Source organism: Micromonospora sp. NPDC005806 (genome assembly GCF_042871425.1).
In the GTDB taxonomy this organism is placed as follows: Bacteria; Actinomycetota; Actinomycetes; order Mycobacteriales; family Micromonosporaceae; genus Micromonospora.
The window spans coordinates 109,813-128,176 of the sequence record NZ_JBIAIL010000004.1 but is presented as its reverse complement, the minus strand read 5'-3'; the positions used below and the strand labels follow the sequence as shown (position 1 = coordinate 128,176).

Here is an 18,364-nt window from a genome sequence, read left to right as displayed (position 1 = left end):
CATGTCACTCTTGCTCGACACGTCGGTCGGTTGCCTGGTCGGTGCCGCGGTGGGCGACGCCCTCGGTGGGGCCACCGAGACAGCGCTTCCCGAGCAGATCCGTGCCCGCTTCGGCGGCTGGGTCGAGGGGATCGTCCCCCCGTACCACGCCGACTGGGCCACCGCGCGGCCACTCGCGCCGTACCACAAGGGCGACGGGCACATCACCGACGACACGTTGATGACCCACGCGCTGGTCCGGGCGTACGCGGCCAAGCGGGACCACCTCGACGCGTACGACGTGGTGGAACTGCTCGTCCCCGACCTGATCGAGCGGGTGGTCTACATCCCGGACCTGGAGCGGGAGGGGGTGACCTTCCACCGGTTGGCCGCGGCCGAACGGTGGCTGGTCACCCGCCTGCACCACGCGCACGCCGATCCCCGCGAGGCCGGGGTGGGCAACATCGTCAACTGCGGCGCCGCCATGTACATGGCCCCGGTCGGCATCGTCAACGCCGGCGACCCGGCCGGGGCGTACGCCGAGGCGGTGGAGATCGCCGGGGCGCACCAGCACAGCTACGGGCGGGAGGCCGCGGCGGTGTTCGCCGCCGCGGTCGCCGCCGCCGCGGCCCCCGGCGCGAGCGTCGACGACGTCGTCGCCGCGGCGCTCGACCTGGCCCGCGACGGCACCCGCGCCGCCATCGACGCCGTGGTCAAGGAGGCCCACGGCCACGACGACTGGAAGTCCGCCATCCCCGCGCTGCGGGCCGCGGTCGCCCCGTACGACACGGTGGGGGAGGAGTACCGCAGCCCCGGCCTGGGCGCCCGCCGCCCGAGCCGGCTGCATGCCATCGAAGAGCTGCCGGTGGCCCTGGGCATGCTGGTGGTGGCCGGCGGCGACTACCGGGCGGCGGTGCTCGGCGCGGTCAACTACGGCCGGGACGCCGACTCCACCGCCACGATGGCCGGCGCGATCGCCGGGGCGCTCGCCGGCACGGCGGCCGTGCCGGCCGAATGGTCGGAGGCGGTCGCCACCGCGTCCCGCACCGACCTGATCGAGCCGGCGCGGGCGCTCGCCCAGGTCGCCACCGAGGTCTTCGACCGCGACCGGGAGCGGTTCGCGCGCCGCGCCGAGCGGTTCGGCGGGCTGGCATGAGCGCTGCGGGCACCCCGGCCCACGGGCTGCGGCTGACCTGGGTGCAGCCGGAGGACCTGCTGCCGCACGAGCTGGCGGCCAGCCGCGACGAGGGCCGCGACGTCACCGCCCTCGCCGACCGCTGGGCGGCGGCCGGCGGCGACGTCACCGCCCCGGTCACCGGGGCCTCGCCGGTGCCGGCGTCGCCGGCGCTGCGTGCCCTCGCCGTCGAGCTGCTCGACGCCGCCGACGCGCTGCCCGGCCCCGACACCGCCGACGAGCCCGACGACCTCGACGCGGTCCGCAAGACCTGGCCGGGCACCTGGCACCTGCCGACCCGGGCCGAGCGGGACCGGCTGCACGGCGCCTGGCTCGGCCGGGCGGCCGGCTGCCTGCTCGGCAAGCCGGTGGAGAAGATCCCCCGCCACGGGATCCGGGAGATCCTCACCGCCACCGGCCGGTGGCCGCTGCGCGACTGGTTCACCGCGCAGGGGCTGCCGGCCGAGGTGGCCGCCCGCTGGCCGTGGAACCGCCGCAGCGCCCCGACCAGCCTGGCCGAGAACATCGCCGGCATGCCCGAGGACGACGACCTCAACTTCGCGCTGCTGGCGCTGCGCATCCTGGAGACCCACGGGCCCGGTTTCACGAGCGCCGACGTCGCCCAGGCCTGGCTGGACTGGCTGCCCGCCGGGCGGGTCTTCACCGCCGAGCGGGTCGCCTACCGCAACCTGCTGCTCGGCCTCACCCCGCCGGCGACCGCCCACCGGCACAACCCGTTCCGGGAGTGGATCGGCGCGCAGATCCGCACCGACGTGTACGGCTGGACCAGCCCCGGCCGCCCCGACCGGGCCGCCGAGGCGGCCTGGCGCGACGCCGCCGTCAGCCACGTCCGCGCCGGGGTGTACGGGGCGATCTGGGTGGCCGCCCTGGCCGCGGCGGCGCCGGTCGCCGGCAGCGTCGACGAGGTGCTCGACGCGGGCGAGTCGGTGCTGCCCCCGGGCAGCCGGTTCACCGCCGCGATCCGGGAGGCGCGCGCCCTCGGCGCCGGCAGCGACGACTGGGAGAGCATCGTGGACACCCTCTACGCGCGGCACGGACACCTGCACTGGGTGCACGTCCGCAACAACGCCGCACTCGTCGCGGCGGCCCTCGCGTACGGGCGCGGCGACCTGGAACGGTCCATCTGCGCCGTGGTCTCCGGCGGCTGGGACACCGACTCCAACGGGGCCACCGTCGGCGCGGTCACCGGGGCGCTCACCGGCGCCTCCCGGCTGCCCGCCCGCTGGGTCGCTCCGCTGCGCAACCGGCTGGCCAGCAGCATCGCCGGGTTCGACGGCATCGGCTTCGACAAGCTGGCCGACCGTACCCTCGCCCTGGCCCACGCCGGCACGTCGGCCAAGGTGACGCAGTGAGCGCCCGGGTGGTGGTGGTCGGCAGCGCCAACCTGGACCTGGTGGTCACCGCGCCGCAGCTGCCCCGGCCGGGCGAGACGGTGCTCGGCGACGACTTCCGCATGGTGCCCGGCGGTAAGGGCGCCAACCAGGCGGTCGCCGCCGGCCGGGCCGGCGGCGACTGCGACTTCCTCGGCGCGGTCGGCGCCGACGAGTTCGGCGTGCTGCTGCGGGACAACCTGGTCGCCGCCGGCATCGACGTGCGGGGCCTGCGCACCGCCGACAGGCCGTCCGGCGTCGCGCTGATCGCCGTCGACCAGGCGGCGGAGAACTGCATCGTGGTCGCCCCCGGCGCCAACGCCACCCTGACCCTGGACGACGCCGACCGGACCGCGGTGGCCGCCGCCGACGTGCTGCTGCTGCAACTGGAGGTGCCGCTACCGGCGGTCAGCCGGGCCGCCGAGTGGGCCCGCGCCGCGGGCACCACGGTGGTGCTCAACGCCGCCCCGGCCCGTCCGCTGCCGACCGAACTGCTCGACCTGCTGGACGTGCTGGTGGTCAACGAACACGAGGCCGCGGTCGTCGCCGGGGTGTTCACCGACGACCCCACCCCGCTGCTCGACACCCTGGTGACCCTGGTGCCCCGGGTGGTGCTCACCCTCGGCGCGCGCGGCGCCGCGTACGCCGACCGGGACGGCACCCGGATCGAGGTACTGCCGCCGAAGGTCGACGCGGTGGACACCACCGCCGCCGGCGACGCCTTCACCGGCGCCCTCGCGGTCGCGCTCGCCGAACGCGGCGGCCTCACCGCCGACACCGCCACCGCCGTGCTGCGCTGGGCGTGCGCCGCCGGCGCCGCCTGCGCCGAGCGACCCGGCGCGTCCACCGCCCTGCCCGAGCGGGCCGCCATCGAGGCGCTGTCCGCCGCCACCTACGGAGGGGCCGAGTGAGCTTCAACCCGTACGTGCCGAGGCCGATCGACCGGCCCACCGAGGTGCCACTCGGCGCGCACGCCGACCTGACCACCCTCGACGAGGCGAAGATCTTCGCCGCCCCCGACGACCCCGCCGACTGGCCCGCCTGGCGGGAGCAGCTGACCCGGTGGCGGGCCGACGCCCGGGCCCGCCTCGGCTACACCGGCGGGCACTACGACGAGATCACCGGGGACTGCTTCACCGTCTGCCTCGCCTGGCTCTGGGACGAGACCCTGTACGACCACGACCGGGGCGTGTTCACCGTGGCGGCGTTCCTCGACGCCGCGCGGCGCGACTTCGGCGGCTTCGACGGGGTGGTGCTCTGGCACGCGTACCCGGTGATCGGGCTGGACGAGCGCAACCAGTTCGACTGGTACCGCGACGTGCCCGAGCTGCCTGACGTGGTGCGCGCGTTCCAGGCCCACGGGGTGCGGGTGTTCGTCGACTACAACCCGTGGGACACCGGCACCCGGCGGGAGCCCGGCACCGACGCCGAGGAGGTCGCCGCGCTGGCCGCCACCCTCGGCGTCGACGGCGTCTTCCTGGACACCCTCAAGGAGGGAGCCGGGGAGCTGCGCAAGGCCCTCGACGCCGTCCGCCCCGGCCTGGTCCTCGAAGGCGAGAGCCGGGTGCCGCTGGCCCGCATCGCCGACCACGCCATGTCCTGGGCCCAGTGGTTCGCCGACTCGGACACCCCCGGCGTGCTACGGGCCAAGTGGTTCGAGCGCCGGCACCTCCTGCACCACACCCGCCGCTGGCACCGCAGCCACCTTGACGAGCTGCACTCCGCCTGGCTCAACGGCTGCGGCGTGCTGGTCTGGGAGAGCGTCTTCGGCGTCTGGGTCGGCTGGAACGACCGGGACAAGGCGGTGCTGCGCGCCATGCGCCGGGTGCAGGCCAGCCACGCCGCGTGGTTGCGCGCCGAGGACTGGGTGCCGCTGGCCGGCCACCCCGGCGCCGGCCAGGTGCACGCCTCCCGCTGGACCCACGACGACCAGCCGCTGTGGACGGTGGTCAACCGGGGCGACCACCACGACGGACCCTGGCTGGTCACTGACCCCCGCCCGGAACGTTTCGTCGACCTGGTCACCGGCGCCGAACTGACCGTCACCGAACTCGAGGACGGCCGGGTCGCCGTCGGCGGACCGCTGCAGGCCGGGGCGATCGCCGCCGTGGTCGCCACCGACACGCCGGTGCCGCGGCACGAGCCGCCGACCGGGGATCCGTCCTTTCCGGCCCGCGCCGCCGTGCGGACCCGCACCCCGTGGGCGCGGCTCGCCGCCCTGCCCGACGGCATGGCCACCGTCGAGGCCGGCCGCCATGACCTGACCGTCCGGCACCGGGTCCGGGAGACCGGCCTGTACGGCGAGGCCCCGTACGTCGACGAGTGGAAGCCGCTGCCGCCCCGGCTGCACCACACCGGCACCCTGCACCGGACCGTGCGGCTCGGCCGCTTCGCCATCGACACCCACGAGGTCACCCACGGCCAGTACGCGCGCTTCCTCGCCGCCACCGGCTACCGCCCGGTCCGGCCGGAACGGTTCACCGCCGGGCAGGGCCCCGCCGACGCCCCGGTCACCGGCGTCGACCTCGCCGACGCCCGCGCCTACGCCGACTGGGCCGGGATGCGGCTGCCCACCGAGGACGAGTGGCAGGTGGCCGCCGAGGCGGGACTGCTCGTCCGGCGCGAACCCCTGGTGTGGAACCTGACCGAGAGCGAACACTCCGACGGGCGGACCCGGTTCGTCATCCTCAAGGGCGGCTGCGCGTACCGGGCGGAGGGCTCCGACTGGTACCTCGACGGCGGCCCGCAGCCCCCCGAGGTGTCGGTGAAGCTGCTGCTCACCGGCGCCGGTCTCACCCGCTCCACCTCGATCGGCTTCCGCTGCGCCGCCGACCTGCCCGAGGAGGCGCGATGACCGGCCCGCTGCACGGGATCAAGGTCATCGACCTGGCCACCCTCTTCGCCGGGCCGCTCGCCGCCGCGTTCCTCGGCGACTTCGGCGCCGACGTGATCAAGGTGGAGCACCCGGCCAAGCCCGACCCGTCCCGGGGACACGGCCCGGCCAAGGACGGCGTGGGCCTGTGGTGGAAGGTGCTCGGCCGCAACAAGCGGACCGTCACCTGCAACCTCTCCGACCCGCAGGGCGCGGAGCTGCTGCGCCGGCTGCTCGCCGACACCGACGTGCTGGTGGAGAACTTCCGCCCCGGCACCCTGGAACGCTGGGGCCTCGGCCCGGACGAGCTGCACGCGGTCAACCCGCGGCTGGTGATCGCCCGGATCAGCGGCTTCGGCCAGATCGGCCCGTACGCGCCCCGGCCCGGGTTCGGCACCCTCGCCGAGGCGATGAGCGGGTTCGCCGCGGCCACCGGCGAACCCGACGGGCCGCCCACCCTGCCCCCGTTCGGCCTGGCCGACTCGGTCACCGCGCTCGCCGCCGCGTACGCGGTCATGCTGGCCCTGCGCGGCCGCGACCTGACCGGTCACGGCCAGGTGGTCGACCTGGCCATCATCGAACCGATCATGGCGATGCTCGGCCCGCAGATCACCTGGTACGACCAGCTCGGCTACGTGCAGCCCCGGCTGGGCAACCGGTCCAACAACAACGCGCCCCGCAACACCTACCGCTGCGCGGACGGGCGGTGGGTGGCCGTGTCCACCAGCGCGCAGAGCATCGCCGAGCGGGTGGTGCGCCTGGTCGGCCGGCCCGAGCTGGTCGAGGAGCCCTGGTTCGCCACCGGCAGCGGGCGCGCCGCCCATGCCGACGAACTCGACGCCGCGGTCGGCGCCTGGGTGGCGAAGCGCGACCGGGACGAGGTGGTGGCCGCCTTCGAGGCCGCCCAGGCCGCCGTCGCCCCCGTCTACGACGTCCGCGACATCCTCACCGACCCGCAGTACGCGGCACTCGGCACCGTGGTCACCGTCCCCGACGAGGACCTGGGCGAGCTCCGCATGCAGAACGTGCCGTTCCGCATGTCCGCCAACCCGGGCGAGATCCGGCACGCCGGCCGCCGCCACGGCCAGGACACCGACGAGGTGTTCCGCGGGCTCGGCCGCACCGACGCCGAGCTGGCCGCGCTGCGCGAACGGGGCGTGATCTGATGCTGCTCACCTGGCTCTACGTCCCCGGCGACCGGCCCGACCGGTTCGCCAAGGCGGTCGCCTCCGGCGCCGACGCGGTCATCCTCGACCTGGAGGACGCCGTCGTCGCCGGCCGCAAGGCGTACGCCCGCGACGCCGTCGCCGAATTCCTCGCCGACCCGCAGCCGGTGCCCGTCCAGGTGCGGGTCAATGAGCTGACCGGCTCGGACGTCGACGCCGACCTGGCCGCCGTCGCCGGGACGCCCGGGCTCGCCGGGCTGCGACTGCCCAAGGTGGAGTCCGCGGCGGCCGTCGCCGCCGTCGCCGCCCGGGTCGACACCCCGCTGCACCCGCTGATCGAGTCGGCCGTGGGGCTGGAATCCGCGTACCCGATCGCAGCCGCGCACCCCGCGGTGGCCTCGCTCGGCCTCGGCGAGGCCGACCTCCGCTCCGACCTGCGCGTCGCCGACGACGACGGCCTGCTCTGGGCGCGCGGCCGGATCGTGGTCGCGGCCCGCGCGGCCGGCCTGCCGCCGCCGGCCATGTCGGTGTACGCCAACGTCGCCGACCTCGACGGCCTGGCGACGTCCTGCGCGACCGGCCGACGGCTCGGCTTCCTCGGCCGGGCCGCCATCCACCCGCGCCAGCTGCCGGTGATCGCCGAGGCGTTCCGGCCGGCCGACCATGAGGTGGCCCGGGCGCGGGAACTGCTCGCGGCGGTCGCCGAGGCGCAGACCCGGGACTCCGGCACGGTCGTGCTGCCGGACGGCCGGTTCGCCGACCGGGCCATGGTCGCGGCGGCCCGCCGGGTGGTCGACCTCGCCGCCCGCTACGCGGCCTGACCGCGGCTCACCAGGCCACCCCGACCACCCGGCGGACCGCTCTTCCGGCGTCTCACGACCGGCCTTTGACCCGGGCCGCGACGAGGGTCGGGCGGATCACCGGTCCTCCTCGGTCGCGGAGGTACGGGTGAGCTGGTCGATCCGGCAGAGCCGGCCGTCCGGCGCCAACCGGCCGAACATGTGGATCTCGGTGACGGTGGCCCGATCGCGCGCCACCGCGGTCAGTGTGTACCGGGCCGCCACCTGGTCGCCGCAGACCAGCGCGTCGTGGATGTCGAGGTCGCAGCGGGTCACCCTGCGGCGGACCGGCCGGGCGTGCGCCATCAGGCGCTCGCGGTCGAGGTGGAGACCGTTGTTGTACCAGGCGATGTCGGGGGTGTGGTAGCGGTCCATCACCACCCCCGGCTCCTCGCCGCCGAAGGCCATCTCCTGCACGTACGACCGTAGATAGCCCGCCAGGTCCTCGCCGGGGGACGGGGGTGCTTCCGTTCGCATGACGCTCCCTCGATCTGTTAACTCTGACATTCGTGTCAAGGCTAAACGTCTCGGGTAGCCTTGACAACCGTGTCAGAGCAAAATTCTCCCGATCGGCGACGACGCGTCCGCGCGGAGGCCCGACGGAGCATCTCGGCGATCCTCGACGCCACCGTCCAGGTGCTCGGGGAACGCCCACAGGCCACCATGGACGACATCGCCGCCGCCGCCGGCCTGTCCCGCCAGACCGTCTACGCGCACTTCCCGTCCCGGGACGCGCTCATCGTCGCCGTCTACCAACGGATGACCGACGAGGTCCTGGCCGCCGTGGACGAGGCGAAACTCGACGAGGGGCCAGCGCCCGCCGCGCTGGTGCGCCTGCTGGAGGTCAGCTGGCAGACCATCAACAGGTACCCGTCACTCCCGGAATCCGCCGGCTCGGCGGACGTCGAGCTGCACCGGCCCGTCTTCGACCGGATCACCCGGCTCATCCGCCGCGGACAGCAGTCCGGCGAGTTCGACCGGGACGCCGCGCCCAACTGGCTGGTCGCCGCGACCATCGCGCTCGGCCACGCCGGCTGGGCGGAGGTCGTCGCCGGCCGGATGTCCGCCGAGGAGGCGGCCGCCGCCGTGCAAGCCGGCGTCCTGCGGGTGTACGGGGCGAAGCCGCCAGCCGCCTGACCAGCGGCCTCAGTCGCTGAGGTCAGCCCACAGGAGGCCCGACCACCGATCCGCCGTCAGCCGCGATCGGTCCTGCCGGCCGGCACATCGCCGGCCAGTCGGGTAGCCTCTTCGAACGCCGCCGCCCACGGGAACGCTTTCTGGCGACTGTCGCCGCTGCCGGGTGGGTGTGGCTCCCATCCGTCGTCGGTTCCGAGGAAGACCCGTACGCGCTCGTCGCGGAGGTTCGCCACGGCACGCTGGAAGGGTGCGCGGCTAGCCAGTGCGGCGTTGACGAACGGGACGACCACGGTCGGCACCTGCCGGCCGATCAGCTCGGCGACCGTAGTCATGGCGTAGTTGTCGGCGATGCCGAGGGCGATCTTGTTGATGGAGTTGTAGGTGGCGGGGGCGATGATGAGCGCGTCTGCGGCGGGGAGGGAGCGGCGGGTGCCGGGGAACGACCGGTAGGTGGACCGGACCGGGTGGCCGGTCAGCCGCTCTGTCGCCTGGATGTCGATGAAGTCGAGGGCGCTGGGAGTCGCGGTGACCGCCGTTGTCCACAACTGCTGCGTCGCGGTGGTGATCAGTTGGGTCACGTCTGCGGCGGGCCCGGCAGCGCAGACGACGATGTGCAGATGGCCGTCGGTCATGCGCGGATCCCGGCACGCTGAGCGAAGTCGAGGACGGCGGTACGGACGTGTCCGCGGGTGAGGACCGCCAGGTCGCTGGCGATGCGCTGAACCGCTGGCCGGCACCGGACCTCCTCTGGTGCCACCTCATACGCGCTGCGAAGCGCGTTCAGGCCGTGCTCGTAGCGTCCCCACTGGGTGTAGGCCCGGGCCACGTCGACGAACAGGGATGCCTTTCGTTCGGCGAGGCGGATCTTGTCCAGCGGTACGTGCCGGGCGAGCGCGATGGCGGTACCGGCGTCGCCCAGGGTCAGTGCGATGTTGACGCGGTGCAGCAGTACGTTGGTGGTACCGAAGCCGGTCCACCGGTCGTTGCCGTCGTAGCCGAGTCGTCCGGCGGCATGGGAGGCCTCGTCGAGCATGGCTTGTGCGTTGTCACGGTTGTCGTCGCGGGCGGCGGCGATCGCACCGCGCAGCAGCAGTGCGCCGTAGACGGCGACCGCGTCGGTCGAGGCGAGTCGGGTGTCGCGTCGGAGGGTCTCGGCTGCGTCGCCGGCGAGTTGCCGTGCCTGGGTGCTGTGGCCGTTGCTCATGAGGGCGTGGGTCATGATCCGGGCACTCGCGGCCATCGACACCGGGTCCTGACTGACCGAGGCGGCGCGGGTGCTGCGTTCGGCGGCGACCAAGGCCATGCCCTTGTCACCGACTTTGAGCAGCACGCTGCCAACGACGTGGTAGAGGTCGCTGGCCAGGGAGTCGAGCTGCGCTCGCTGCTCGCCTTCGGTGTCCGCACGAGTTGGTTCCAGGGCGGGCAATAGGGTCACGAGTCCGGCGAGAACGTGCTCGTAACGGCAGGCCTGGTAGTCGATCTTCGCGGCGGCGACGTCTCGAGCGAATTGCCAGAGAGGCCGGGCAACTGGCTCGGTGTTTCGAGGTGGTGCGACCAGTGCGTCGAGCAGGGCTGCGACGCTCGGCAGGGCGGTGCCGCTGATCGTCACGCCTGTCAGGAGGTCTCTGCGCCGCACGTCGCCGTCCGAGTCGATGTCGTGAATGCTGCCGTCGCCAGTATGGATGCGGGTGTCGGTGACGGGCAGCGTCGGGGGATCGACAAGTGCACCGCTGGTGCCTGCTCTCACCATTGCTTCGAACCGCTCGCGGACGTCCAGGGTGGCACGGGCTAGCACCGTGTCCAGGGCAGCCTGCATGTCGGCACGCAGATGGACCTTGTCGCGCTGGCTGCTCCACCTGGCCACAGTCCGCCGGGCCGCACCCAGATGGTCGGCGAAGCCGGTAACGCTCATCCGCAACGCCTGGCGCAGCGCGTTTGCTTCCCGGCCGGTCCAGGTCGTCACCGCAGCCATCGCACGTCCTTCCGGTGGGGACAAGTTGTCGGCCGGACGATCGTAACGGCACTCGGCGTGCCTGCAGATGCACCGTGAGTGCACTGCCGGGACATCCCCGTCGCCGCGCTCACCGAGGGAACCTGATCGTGCTGGTGCGCCAACGAGTAGGTGGCCGGCACGCAATCGCAGTCTCACGCCAGGGAGCTCGAGATGAACAACGGGACCGCCGGAAGGCAGGAGTGTGCCCCAGCGCCATCGTGTGACGCCCCCTCACGCGTGCGGGTGAGGCCTCGCCCTGCGTACTGCCATGGGGCTGCGTGGGTGAGTGATCGGCGAGCTGCTTCCAGCCGCCGTGGTGCTGCGGTGGGCTTGTCCTTCCCCGGGCGAGCCCACCGCTCACCGTCGGGAACGGGGGTGCCGGCATGACGGTGTACGTCTCGCGCGAGGGCCGACCAGTCCCGGCGGCCCGAGCCCAGCCGTGCGTCTTCGCAGGTGCGGCCCGTTGATCCGCCGTTGCTCACCTTCGTATGGCGTCGGCTCTTCGAGCAGCAGGCCCGTGAGGGTGATCGCCGATGACGGGGCAGCAGCGCCGTCTCACGGCGCACCGGATCGCGTCGGCGGCGGTGGAGCATCTGCCGTTGCGTCCGCTGTGGTTGTGCCGCCGGTGCGGGCAGCCGTGGCCGTGTGGGACGGCGAAGCTCGCACTGGTGGCCGAGTACCAGGACGCGCCGGTGAGCCTGTTCCTCTATCTGACGGGCTGCCTGCACGACGCGATCGACGACCTGCTCCGGCTCAACGCCAGCATGACCGGCAGTGGCGCCGACATGTTCGACCGGTTCCTCGGCTGGCCCGCCCGACACATCCATTCCTACCGGGCCACCACGACCAGGTCTTCCGACGTTGAGGAGGCCTCGTCATGACCGTCCGTGCCCGTCCTGGCGGAGTCAGCCGTTGGCGAAAGCTGACCGTCGGGTGAGAGCTCCGGGGTCAGGTGACTCCGGTTTCCCCCTCCGCCGCCTGGGTAGCGACCTTCACGGCGCCGAAAATGGGAGGAGACCCCTGATGGCACGACCGCACGTCGTCATCGTCGGCGCGGGTTTCGCCGGGCTTCACGGCCACGCGGCGGCTGTCCCGCAGCGCTGCCCGGCGTATGGCTGGTCCTGGGTGAGGTCGACGAGATGGACGTGGTCGGCCGGCGGGTCGGCTGCCAGGACGCCACCGGCAAGTGCGACCGGCTCCGCTACTACCGGCTGGTGCTCCCGGCGGGCAGCGTCACCAAGCTGCTGCCGATCCCCAGCGTCGTCGACCACGCCCACGGCGCTGTACCTGCGCGACAACCGCGCGACCCGACGACATCAAGGTCGTTCTCACTCTCGACTGAGAGGAGGCACCCGTGCCGCGTCCGATCGAGGACTACGCCGTCCTCAGTGATCTGCACACCGCCGCGCTGGTGGCCCGGGACGGCTCGATCGACTGGCTCTGCCTGCCCCGCTTCGACTCGCCGGCCTGCTTCGCCGCCCTGCTCGACGACGAGGAGGCCGGGCACTGGCGGCTCGCCCCGGCGGCCGGCGGCCCGGCCACCCGCCGCCGCTACCGGGACGACACCCTGATCCTGGAGACCGAGTGGGGCACCCCGGACGGGGCAGTGCGGGTGGTGGACTGCATGCCGCCGCGCGACAAGTCGACCGACGTGGTCCGCGTCGTGGAGGGGCTCTCCGGGCGGGTGCCGATGCGGATGGACCTGCGACTGCGCTTCGACTACGGGCACATCCTGCCCTGGGTCCGCCGGCGCGGCCGCGACCTCGGCGCGGTCGCCGGTCCGGATGCGGCGTGGCTACGCGCCGACGCCCCGCTACGCGGCGCGGACCGGTCCACGATCGCCGAGTTCACCGTCGCGGCGGGGGAGCGGGTGCCGTTCGTGTTGACCTGGCAGCCCTCCCACCTGTCCCGCCCCACCCCGATCGACGCGCACGCCGCGCTCGCCGACACCGAACGGTACTGGCGCACCTGGATCGGCCGCTGCGCGTACGACGGGCGCTGGCCGGACGCGGTGCGCCGGGCGCTGATCACCCTCAAGGCGCTCACCTACGCCCCCACCGGCGGCATCCTCGCGGCGGCCACCACCTCGCTGCCCGAGCAGCTCGGCGGCCCGCGCAACTGGGACTACCGCTACTGCTGGATGCGCGACGCCACCTTTACCCTCCAGGCGCTGCTCGGCACCGGGTACGTCGCCGAGGCCAAGGCGTGGCGGGAGTGGTTGCTGCGCGCCGTCGCCGGCGACCCCGCCGACCTGCAGATCATGTACGCCCTGGACGGCGCGCGCCGCATCCCCGAGCAGACCCTCGACTGGCTGGGTGGGTACGCCGGCTCCCGCCCGGTGCGGATCGGCAACGCCGCCGCCGAGCAGTTGCAGCTGGACGTGTGGGGCGAGGTGCTCGACGGCCTCCAGCTCAGCCGGGAGGCCGGCATCGCCGCCACCGAGGAGGCGTGGGATGTGCAACGCGTCCTGCTGGACTTCCTCGAGGGCAATTGGCACCAGACCGACAACGGCCTCTGGGAGGTCCGCGGACCTCGCCGGCACTTCGTCCACTCGAAGGTGATGGCCTGGGCCGGTTTCGACCGGGCGGTCACCGCCGTCGAGCGGCATGGCCTGGACGGCCCGGTGGACCGGTGGCGGGCCCAGCGCGACGCCGTGCACGCCGAGGTCTGCACCCGCGGTTTCGACCCCGACCGCAACACCTTCACCCAGTTCTACGGTTCCCGAGGGCTGGACGCCGCGCTGCTGCTGATCCCCCGTGTGGGCTTCCTGCCCTGGACCGATCCGCGGGTGGTGGGCACGATCGACGCGATCCGCCGGGAGCTGCGCGCCGGCGAGTTCCTGCTCCGCTACCGGCCCGAGCACGACGACCACGTCGACGGCCTGCCCCGCGGCGAGGGCATCTTCCTGGCCTGCACCTTCTGGCTGGTCGACGCACTGCACAACACCGGCCGGACCAAGGAGGCGGAGGAGATCTTCACCCGGCTGCTCGACCTGCGTAACGACGTCGGCCTGCTCAGCGAGGAGTACGACCCGGTGGCCGGCCGGCAGCTCGGCAACACCCCGCAGGCGTTCAGCCTGGTCGGGCTGGTCAACTCGGCGCGCCAGCTCGGCGGGGCCAGCACCCGCACCTCGGCGTCGCGGGCCGAGCAGCACACCCCGGTCGAGCGGCACCCGACCGCCTAGGGTCTGTCCTGGGGATCGTGGGATGCGGCGTCCGGCGGGAGGCCGGCGCGACGCGGGCGTTGCGGCGGGAGCTTCACCGGGCCGGCCGCCGGCCGTGGACGGAGGTGTGGGAGCTGGAGAAGACGGACGCTCGGCCAGACACCCGCGGTCCCGGCGGCCCTGGATGGCGGGCGGCAAGGCCGTACCGGCCGCTGGCGGCGCTGATGCTGGCCACGTCGATGGCGTCGTTCGCGGCACTCGGCGCGCTGTCGCTGTTTGCCCGGGACGAGTTACGTGCCTCCGACACGATGGTGACGGTCAACTTCGCCGTCGTCGCGCTGGCCAGCATGGTGGTGTTGCTGGCGACGGGCCGCTTCTCGGACCGGAGGAACGTCCGGCCCCCGATCATCGCGGCGAGCCTCGTCTGGCTGGGGGTTGGCTACGCGATCCTGGCGAGCGTCCGGTCGTACCCGGCCATGCTGGCGGTCGGGATCGTCTTCTTCTGCGCGGTTGGCGTTCCCAACGCACAGCTGATGGCGTATGCCCGGGACCTCGTTGATCGCCGGAACGACACCGCCGCATCCACCGCTGTGATTGCCCTGATGCGGATCGTCCTGTCCGTCGGTTCGTTCGCCGGATTCGGCATCGGCGGTCTCGGGCTGGCCTATCTCGGGGCACGTTCGCTCTTCGGGGCGGTGGCCGTCGTCTGCTTCGGTTGTGCGGCGCTGTCGTGGCGCCTGCTTCGAGGAGGCGACGACGTCGCGACCGCACCACCGCGCCCCGCCGGGGACGAGCACACCGGCGACCAGGCGGGCGTTCGGACGAGAGCGGCCGGTGGCCCGCAGCTGCTGCTGGTCCTCGTGGTCGTCATGGTGCTGTTCTCCAGTGGACGCGTCATGCAGCTGTCGCAGTTGCCGATCTTGATGCGCGTCTCGCTGCACGCGCCACTGCAGCTGACCGGATTCGCGCTGGCGCTGCCGCCGCTGTGCGAACTGGTACTCATGCCGGCGATGGCGTTCGCGGCCATGAGATGGGGACGCGGCACGGTCTTCCTGGTCGGCGGCGCCGCGAGCGTGGCCTACTACGCCGGCCTCGTCGTGGTCACCACACCTGGGCAGCTGATGCTGCTGCAGGTCGTCTACGCGGTGTTCGGAGCCGCCACCGTCATGGTCGGTATCGACTTGGCGCAACGGTTGATGGCCGGTCGCGCCGGCGCGGCAACCTCCATGTACCTCAGTCACGAGAACGTGGCCACCGTGAACGGAAGCGTCGTGGCAACTCTGTCCGTGGCCACCCTGGGACATCGGCTCGGCTTCCTCGTCCCGGGAACGTTGTGCCTGGTAGCGCTGGCGCTCGCCGCGTGGGCATTCATCCGGCATCCACAGGCCTTCGACCTGCGCCTTACCAGTGCCGTTGCTTGTCGATCAGGGGAGCGGGGGAGGCGTACCCGAGCCTGATCGTCAGCTCGTCGCCGCCCAGCCGGGAACCCAGGTCCCGGCGGGGTGGTGGCGCGGCCGCTCGACGTGCTCGACCAGCGCGGTGAGCCCGGGGTGCGGGTTGTCCCGGCGCCGGACGAGCGAGTGCGGGTAGACGGGTGTCGGGTCGACAAGCGGGATGCGCCGCAGGTCGTGGTCTGCGGGCCAGAGCAACCGGCTCTGCGCGCCGACCAGGGTCGCCACCACCGCGGAGTCGGCGATCACGTCGAACAGGGCCTCGGTGCCGAAGTTCGGCCCGGTCGCGTCGATGGTGAGCCCGAACGCGGCGGCGAGTTCGGCGTAGTAGGCGGCCCACTCGGTGCCGGTGACGATGCCGGGCATCCAGATCCGGTGTTTGGTGAGCGCGGCTGGCGTGACAGCGCGGGCCCCGGCGAGCGGGTGCGCCGGTCCGGTGAGGAGCTGGAGCGGTTCGTCGAGGACCCGGGTGGCCGTCACGCCGTCCGGGAGCGGCGCGGTGACGGCGCGGAAGGACGCGTCGATGGTGCCCGACCGGATGGCGGAGACGGCCTCGCCGATGTCGAGCAGGGCCACCACGTCCAGGTCGATCCCGGGGTGCGCGCGATGGAAGTCGCGGAGCAGGCCGGCCGGGGCGATCCGCCGGCCGATCACGTCGACGCGGAGCGCGCGGCGGCCGGGCCGTACCGAGGCGGCGGCCCGCTCCTCGGCCAGCAGGAGGTTGCGGGCGTGCGGCAGGAACGCCTGCCCGTCGATGGTGAGCCGGGCGCCCCGCGCGGTGCGGGTGAACAGCCGCACCCCGAGTTCCTTCTCCAGGGCGGCGACCCGCTTGGAGACGGCCTGCTGGGTGACCGACAGGTCGGCGGCGGCCTCCTGGAACTGCCCGGCGTCCGCGACGGCCACCACGGTGCGTACGGCGTCGAGGTCCACGGCCACCGACCCTAGCCGCACAACCCGTCGTTGTGGCTCGCCGGGGGAGCGGTTGTTTGATCCGCAGTCCCGCCGCTCGCTTGGATGCCCGTGGTCAACGTCGGGTTGTCCGAAGGGTGGGTGGAGATGGGGCGGTCGCTGGGGCGGCGGTTCGGGTGGTTCTGGGCTGCGTACGGGGTCAGCACGGTCGGCACCTGGCTCGCCTTCGACGCCTTCACCCTGATCGCGGTCGTCGTGCTGCACGCCGGGCCGACCGAGGTGTCGGTGCTGTCCGCGGCGGGACTGGCGGTGGGGGCGGCGGCCGCGGTGCCGCTCGGCCCGTGGGTGGAGTTCCGCCGCAAGCGGCCGGTCATGGTGGCGATGGACCTGACCCGGTTCGCCGCCGTGGCGAGCGTCCCGGCCGCGTACGCGCTCGGCCGGCTCTCCTTCGCCCATCTGCTGGTGGTGTCGGTCGTCGTCGCCGCGGCCGGTATCGCCTTCCGGGCGGCCAGCGGCGCCTACCTGAAGGCGCTCGTGCCACCGGGGGATCTGCTCCTGGCGAACGCCCGGTTCGAGTCCACCACCTGGACGGCCACCGCGCTCGGACCGCCGCTCGGCGGCTTCGCGATCGGGCTGTTCGGCCCGGTGACGACCGTGGCGGCCGACGCGGTCAGCTACCTGCTCTCGGCGGCCGGCATCCGCGCGATCGGCGGGCGGGAGCCGCGACCCGGGCGGGCCGACGTGTCGCGGTCGCGCGCCGCCGACCTGCTCGACGGCTGGCGGCACATCCTGACCCACCCGACGCTGCGCCCGCTGTTCCTCAACACGGTGCTGGTCAACGGCCTGATCCTGGCGACCTCGCCGCTGCTGGCCGTCCTCATGCTCGGCCGCCTCGGGTTCACCCCCTGGCAGTACGGCCTGGCCTTCGGCGTGCCCTGCGTCGGCGGCCTGCTCGGCTCGCGGCTCGCCCGCCGGCTCGTCACGCGATACGGCACGCACCGGGTCCTGCTCACCGCCGGGGCGCTGCGCGCCTGCTGGTCGGTCTGGCTGGCCTTCGTCCGCCCCGGCGCGGCCGGGCTGGTGCTGGTCATCGCCGTCGAGTTCGGGCTGATCACCTGCATGGGCGTGTTCAACCCGGTGTTCGCCAGCTACCGGCTCGACCGGACCGCCACCGACCGGATCGCCCGCACCCTGTCCGCGTGGTCGGTCACCGGCAACGCCACCGTAGCGGTACTGACCGGGCTGTGGGGCCTGCTGGCCGACCTCACCGGCGCCCGCACCGCGATCGCCGTCGCCGGTCTCCTCATGCTGACCACGCCCCTCCTGCTGCCTCGGCGGGAGCGGGCGCCGCGGCGCGAGCCGGAACCGGCCGCGGCCACAGCGCCCGACCGGGTGCCGGCTACCGCGGGTCGGCCCCGCCGCCGCGCGGGTGGGTGAGCCCCTCGGCGAGGCCCTCGATCGTCTGGTTGAGGTAGTCGAAGTCCGGCACGGCGACCCGCTCCGCGCGCTCGTGCAGGCTCTCCGTGGTCACCGTGTCGTCGATCCGGGCCACCTCGTGGCGTCCGTCGCGTTCCATGACCTGCCTCCCTTCTGACGGGGGCGGCGCCGCAGCGCCGTCAGATAACCTCCGGCACAGGCCAATCATTGCACTGTGCAATGGAGGCCGCCAGGGGTCGGCGAAGGCCGGTCACGCCCCGGTGGCCGACTCCTCGTCCGGCGCGGTGAAACCCAGCCACCACTCCTGCTCGGGCAACTCGCCGGCGGCCGCCGCGAACGCGGTCAGCGCCTCGGTCACCGCCGGCTGCCAGTAGGCCGACGTCGCCGCCACGATCCGGGACAGCTCCACCCGGCGGCGCCGGATCACCTCTTCCACCAGACTCCACCCGGCCGGCGTGAGGCGCAGGCGCACCACCCGGCGGTCGGTGCCGGACCGGGTGCGGCGGATCAGGCCCTTGCGGATCAGGCGGTCGCACATCCGGGTCCCGGTCGACGGCGCGACCTGGAGCTCGGCCGAGATGTCGACGGACCGCTGGGGACCCCGGGTCGCCAGCACGACCAACGCCCGGAACTGCGGCAGGGTCACCTCGACGTCCAGGTCCGCCAGCGACCGGGCGGCCAGCCCGACGAAGGCCCGGCTGGCGGCCATCAGCGCCTCGACGGCCCGCTCGGCCTCCGGAGCAGGTGGTGGCATGCCGACCATCATGGCAGCCCGCCGTCGACCGTCCGCCGCGGCGACGGTCGAGGCGTGGAGGTGTGAAAGCCGGCGGAGCGGGTAGGCCCGGCGCCGGGA

Annotated in this window: 18 protein-coding genes and 1 pseudogene; 12 read left to right on the top strand and 7 right to left on the bottom strand. The window is 73.6% G+C overall.

Going from position 1 to position 18,364, the window contains the following annotated elements; translation table 11 throughout:
• Position 1: 1 nt before the first annotated feature.
• The 6 genes from ACFYOS_RS06980 to ACFYOS_RS06955 are packed head-to-tail and all read left to right on the top strand — an operon-like array spanning position 2 to position 7,403.
• Positions 2-1,135: an ADP-ribosylglycohydrolase family protein gene (locus ACFYOS_RS06980; protein ID WP_387136484.1), complete on the top strand. Its 1,134-nt coding sequence runs from the start codon at positions 2-4 to the stop codon at positions 1,133-1,135.
• The gene (locus ACFYOS_RS06975; RefSeq protein ID WP_387136483.1) at positions 1,132-2,526 is read left to right on the top strand and encodes an ADP-ribosylglycohydrolase family protein; all 1,395 of its coding nucleotides are present in this window, start codon (positions 1,132-1,134) and stop codon (positions 2,524-2,526) included. Before ACFYOS_RS06980 ends, ACFYOS_RS06975 begins: the two co-directional genes overlap by 4 nt.
• Positions 2,523-3,455: a ribokinase gene (locus ACFYOS_RS06970; protein ID WP_387136482.1), complete on the top strand. Its 933-nt coding sequence runs from the start codon at positions 2,523-2,525 to the stop codon at positions 3,453-3,455. The genes ACFYOS_RS06975 and ACFYOS_RS06970 overlap by 4 nt, the downstream gene beginning before the upstream one ends.
• Entirely contained in the window at positions 3,452-5,398 is a 1,947-nt protein-coding gene (locus ACFYOS_RS06965; RefSeq protein ID WP_387136481.1) for an SUMF1/EgtB/PvdO family nonheme iron enzyme, read from the top strand. The genes ACFYOS_RS06970 and ACFYOS_RS06965 overlap by 4 nt, the downstream gene beginning before the upstream one ends.
• Entirely contained in the window at positions 5,395-6,582 is a 1,188-nt protein-coding gene (locus ACFYOS_RS06960; RefSeq protein WP_387136480.1) for a CaiB/BaiF CoA transferase family protein, read from the top strand. Before ACFYOS_RS06965 ends, ACFYOS_RS06960 begins: the two co-directional genes overlap by 4 nt.
• Positions 6,582-7,403, top strand: a complete 822-nt coding sequence (locus tag ACFYOS_RS06955) for an HpcH/HpaI aldolase/citrate lyase family protein (protein WP_387136479.1) — start codon at positions 6,582-6,584, stop codon at positions 7,401-7,403. Before ACFYOS_RS06960 ends, ACFYOS_RS06955 begins: the two co-directional genes overlap by 1 nt.
• Before the next feature lie 96 nt (positions 7,404-7,499).
• Here ACFYOS_RS06955 and ACFYOS_RS06950 read toward each other — a convergent pair whose 3' ends face one another.
• Complete coding sequence (locus ACFYOS_RS06950) at positions 7,500-7,898, bottom strand: nuclear transport factor 2 family protein (RefSeq protein ID WP_387136478.1); 399 nt, start codon at positions 7,896-7,898, stop codon at positions 7,500-7,502.
• Between the two features lie 69 nt (positions 7,899-7,967).
• On the opposite strand from ACFYOS_RS06950, the gene ACFYOS_RS06945 reads away from it, so the two are divergent.
• Complete coding sequence (locus ACFYOS_RS06945) at positions 7,968-8,558, top strand: TetR/AcrR family transcriptional regulator (protein ID WP_387136477.1); 591 nt, start codon at positions 7,968-7,970, stop codon at positions 8,556-8,558.
• A gap of 56 nt (positions 8,559-8,614) precedes the next feature.
• Here ACFYOS_RS06945 and ACFYOS_RS06940 read toward each other — a convergent pair whose 3' ends face one another.
• Positions 8,615-9,190, bottom strand: coding sequence for a flavoprotein (locus tag ACFYOS_RS06940; RefSeq protein ID WP_387136476.1), 576 nt, complete (start codon positions 9,188-9,190; stop codon positions 8,615-8,617).
• Positions 9,187-10,530 (bottom strand): hypothetical protein, encoded by a 1,344-nt coding sequence (locus ACFYOS_RS06935; protein ID WP_387136475.1) that lies wholly within the window; start codon positions 10,528-10,530, stop codon positions 9,187-9,189. The genes ACFYOS_RS06940 and ACFYOS_RS06935 overlap by 4 nt, the downstream gene beginning before the upstream one ends.
• A 404-nt stretch (positions 10,531-10,934) precedes the next feature.
• Here ACFYOS_RS06935 and amcA point away from each other — a divergent pair.
• Both amcA and ACFYOS_RS06925 read left to right on the top strand, forming a co-directional pair.
• Positions 10,935-11,088 (top strand): annotated as a pseudogene (amcA, locus tag ACFYOS_RS06930) (multiple cyclophane-containing RiPP AmcA).
• Positions 11,085-11,432, top strand: a complete 348-nt coding sequence (locus tag ACFYOS_RS06925) for a hypothetical protein (RefSeq protein ID WP_387136474.1) — start codon at positions 11,085-11,087, stop codon at positions 11,430-11,432. Before amcA ends, ACFYOS_RS06925 begins: the two are co-directional and overlap by 4 nt.
• Positions 11,433-11,621: 189 nt before the next feature.
• Here the strand turns inward: ACFYOS_RS06925 and ACFYOS_RS06920 are convergent, their stop codons facing one another.
• Complete coding sequence (locus ACFYOS_RS06920; protein WP_387136473.1) at positions 11,622-11,849, bottom strand: hypothetical protein; 228 nt, start codon at positions 11,847-11,849, stop codon at positions 11,622-11,624.
• Positions 11,850-11,905: 56 nt separating this feature from the next.
• On the opposite strand from ACFYOS_RS06920, the gene ACFYOS_RS06915 reads away from it, so the two are divergent.
• Positions 11,906-13,735 carry a glycoside hydrolase family 15 protein gene (locus ACFYOS_RS06915; RefSeq protein ID WP_387136472.1) on the top strand — a complete coding sequence of 610 codons (1,830 nt, stop codon included), beginning with the start codon at positions 11,906-11,908 and terminating at the stop codon, positions 13,733-13,735.
• Between the two features lie 104 nt (positions 13,736-13,839).
• A complete protein-coding gene (locus ACFYOS_RS06910; RefSeq protein ID WP_387136471.1) occupies positions 13,840-15,171 on the top strand; it encodes an MFS transporter in 1,332 nt (443 codons plus the stop codon).
• 3 nt (positions 15,172-15,174) lie between these two features.
• Here the strand turns inward: ACFYOS_RS06910 and ACFYOS_RS06905 are convergent, their stop codons facing one another.
• Entirely contained in the window at positions 15,175-16,095 is a 921-nt protein-coding gene (locus ACFYOS_RS06905; protein ID WP_387136470.1) for a LysR family transcriptional regulator, read from the bottom strand.
• Between the two features lie 126 nt (positions 16,096-16,221).
• On the opposite strand from ACFYOS_RS06905, the gene ACFYOS_RS06900 reads away from it, so the two are divergent.
• Positions 16,222-17,511 (top strand): MFS transporter, encoded by a 1,290-nt coding sequence (locus ACFYOS_RS06900; RefSeq protein WP_387136469.1) that lies wholly within the window; start codon positions 16,222-16,224, stop codon positions 17,509-17,511.
• Here the strand turns inward: ACFYOS_RS06900 and ACFYOS_RS06895 are convergent.
• Positions 17,474-17,650: a hypothetical protein gene (locus ACFYOS_RS06895; protein WP_387136468.1), complete on the bottom strand. Its 177-nt coding sequence runs from the start codon at positions 17,648-17,650 to the stop codon at positions 17,474-17,476. The genes ACFYOS_RS06900 and ACFYOS_RS06895 overlap by 38 nt on opposite strands.
• Positions 17,651-17,761: 111 nt before the next feature.
• Positions 17,762-18,265: a MarR family winged helix-turn-helix transcriptional regulator gene (locus ACFYOS_RS06890; protein WP_387136467.1), complete on the bottom strand. Its 504-nt coding sequence runs from the start codon at positions 18,263-18,265 to the stop codon at positions 17,762-17,764.
• Between the last annotated feature and the right edge of the window lie 99 nt (positions 18,266-18,364).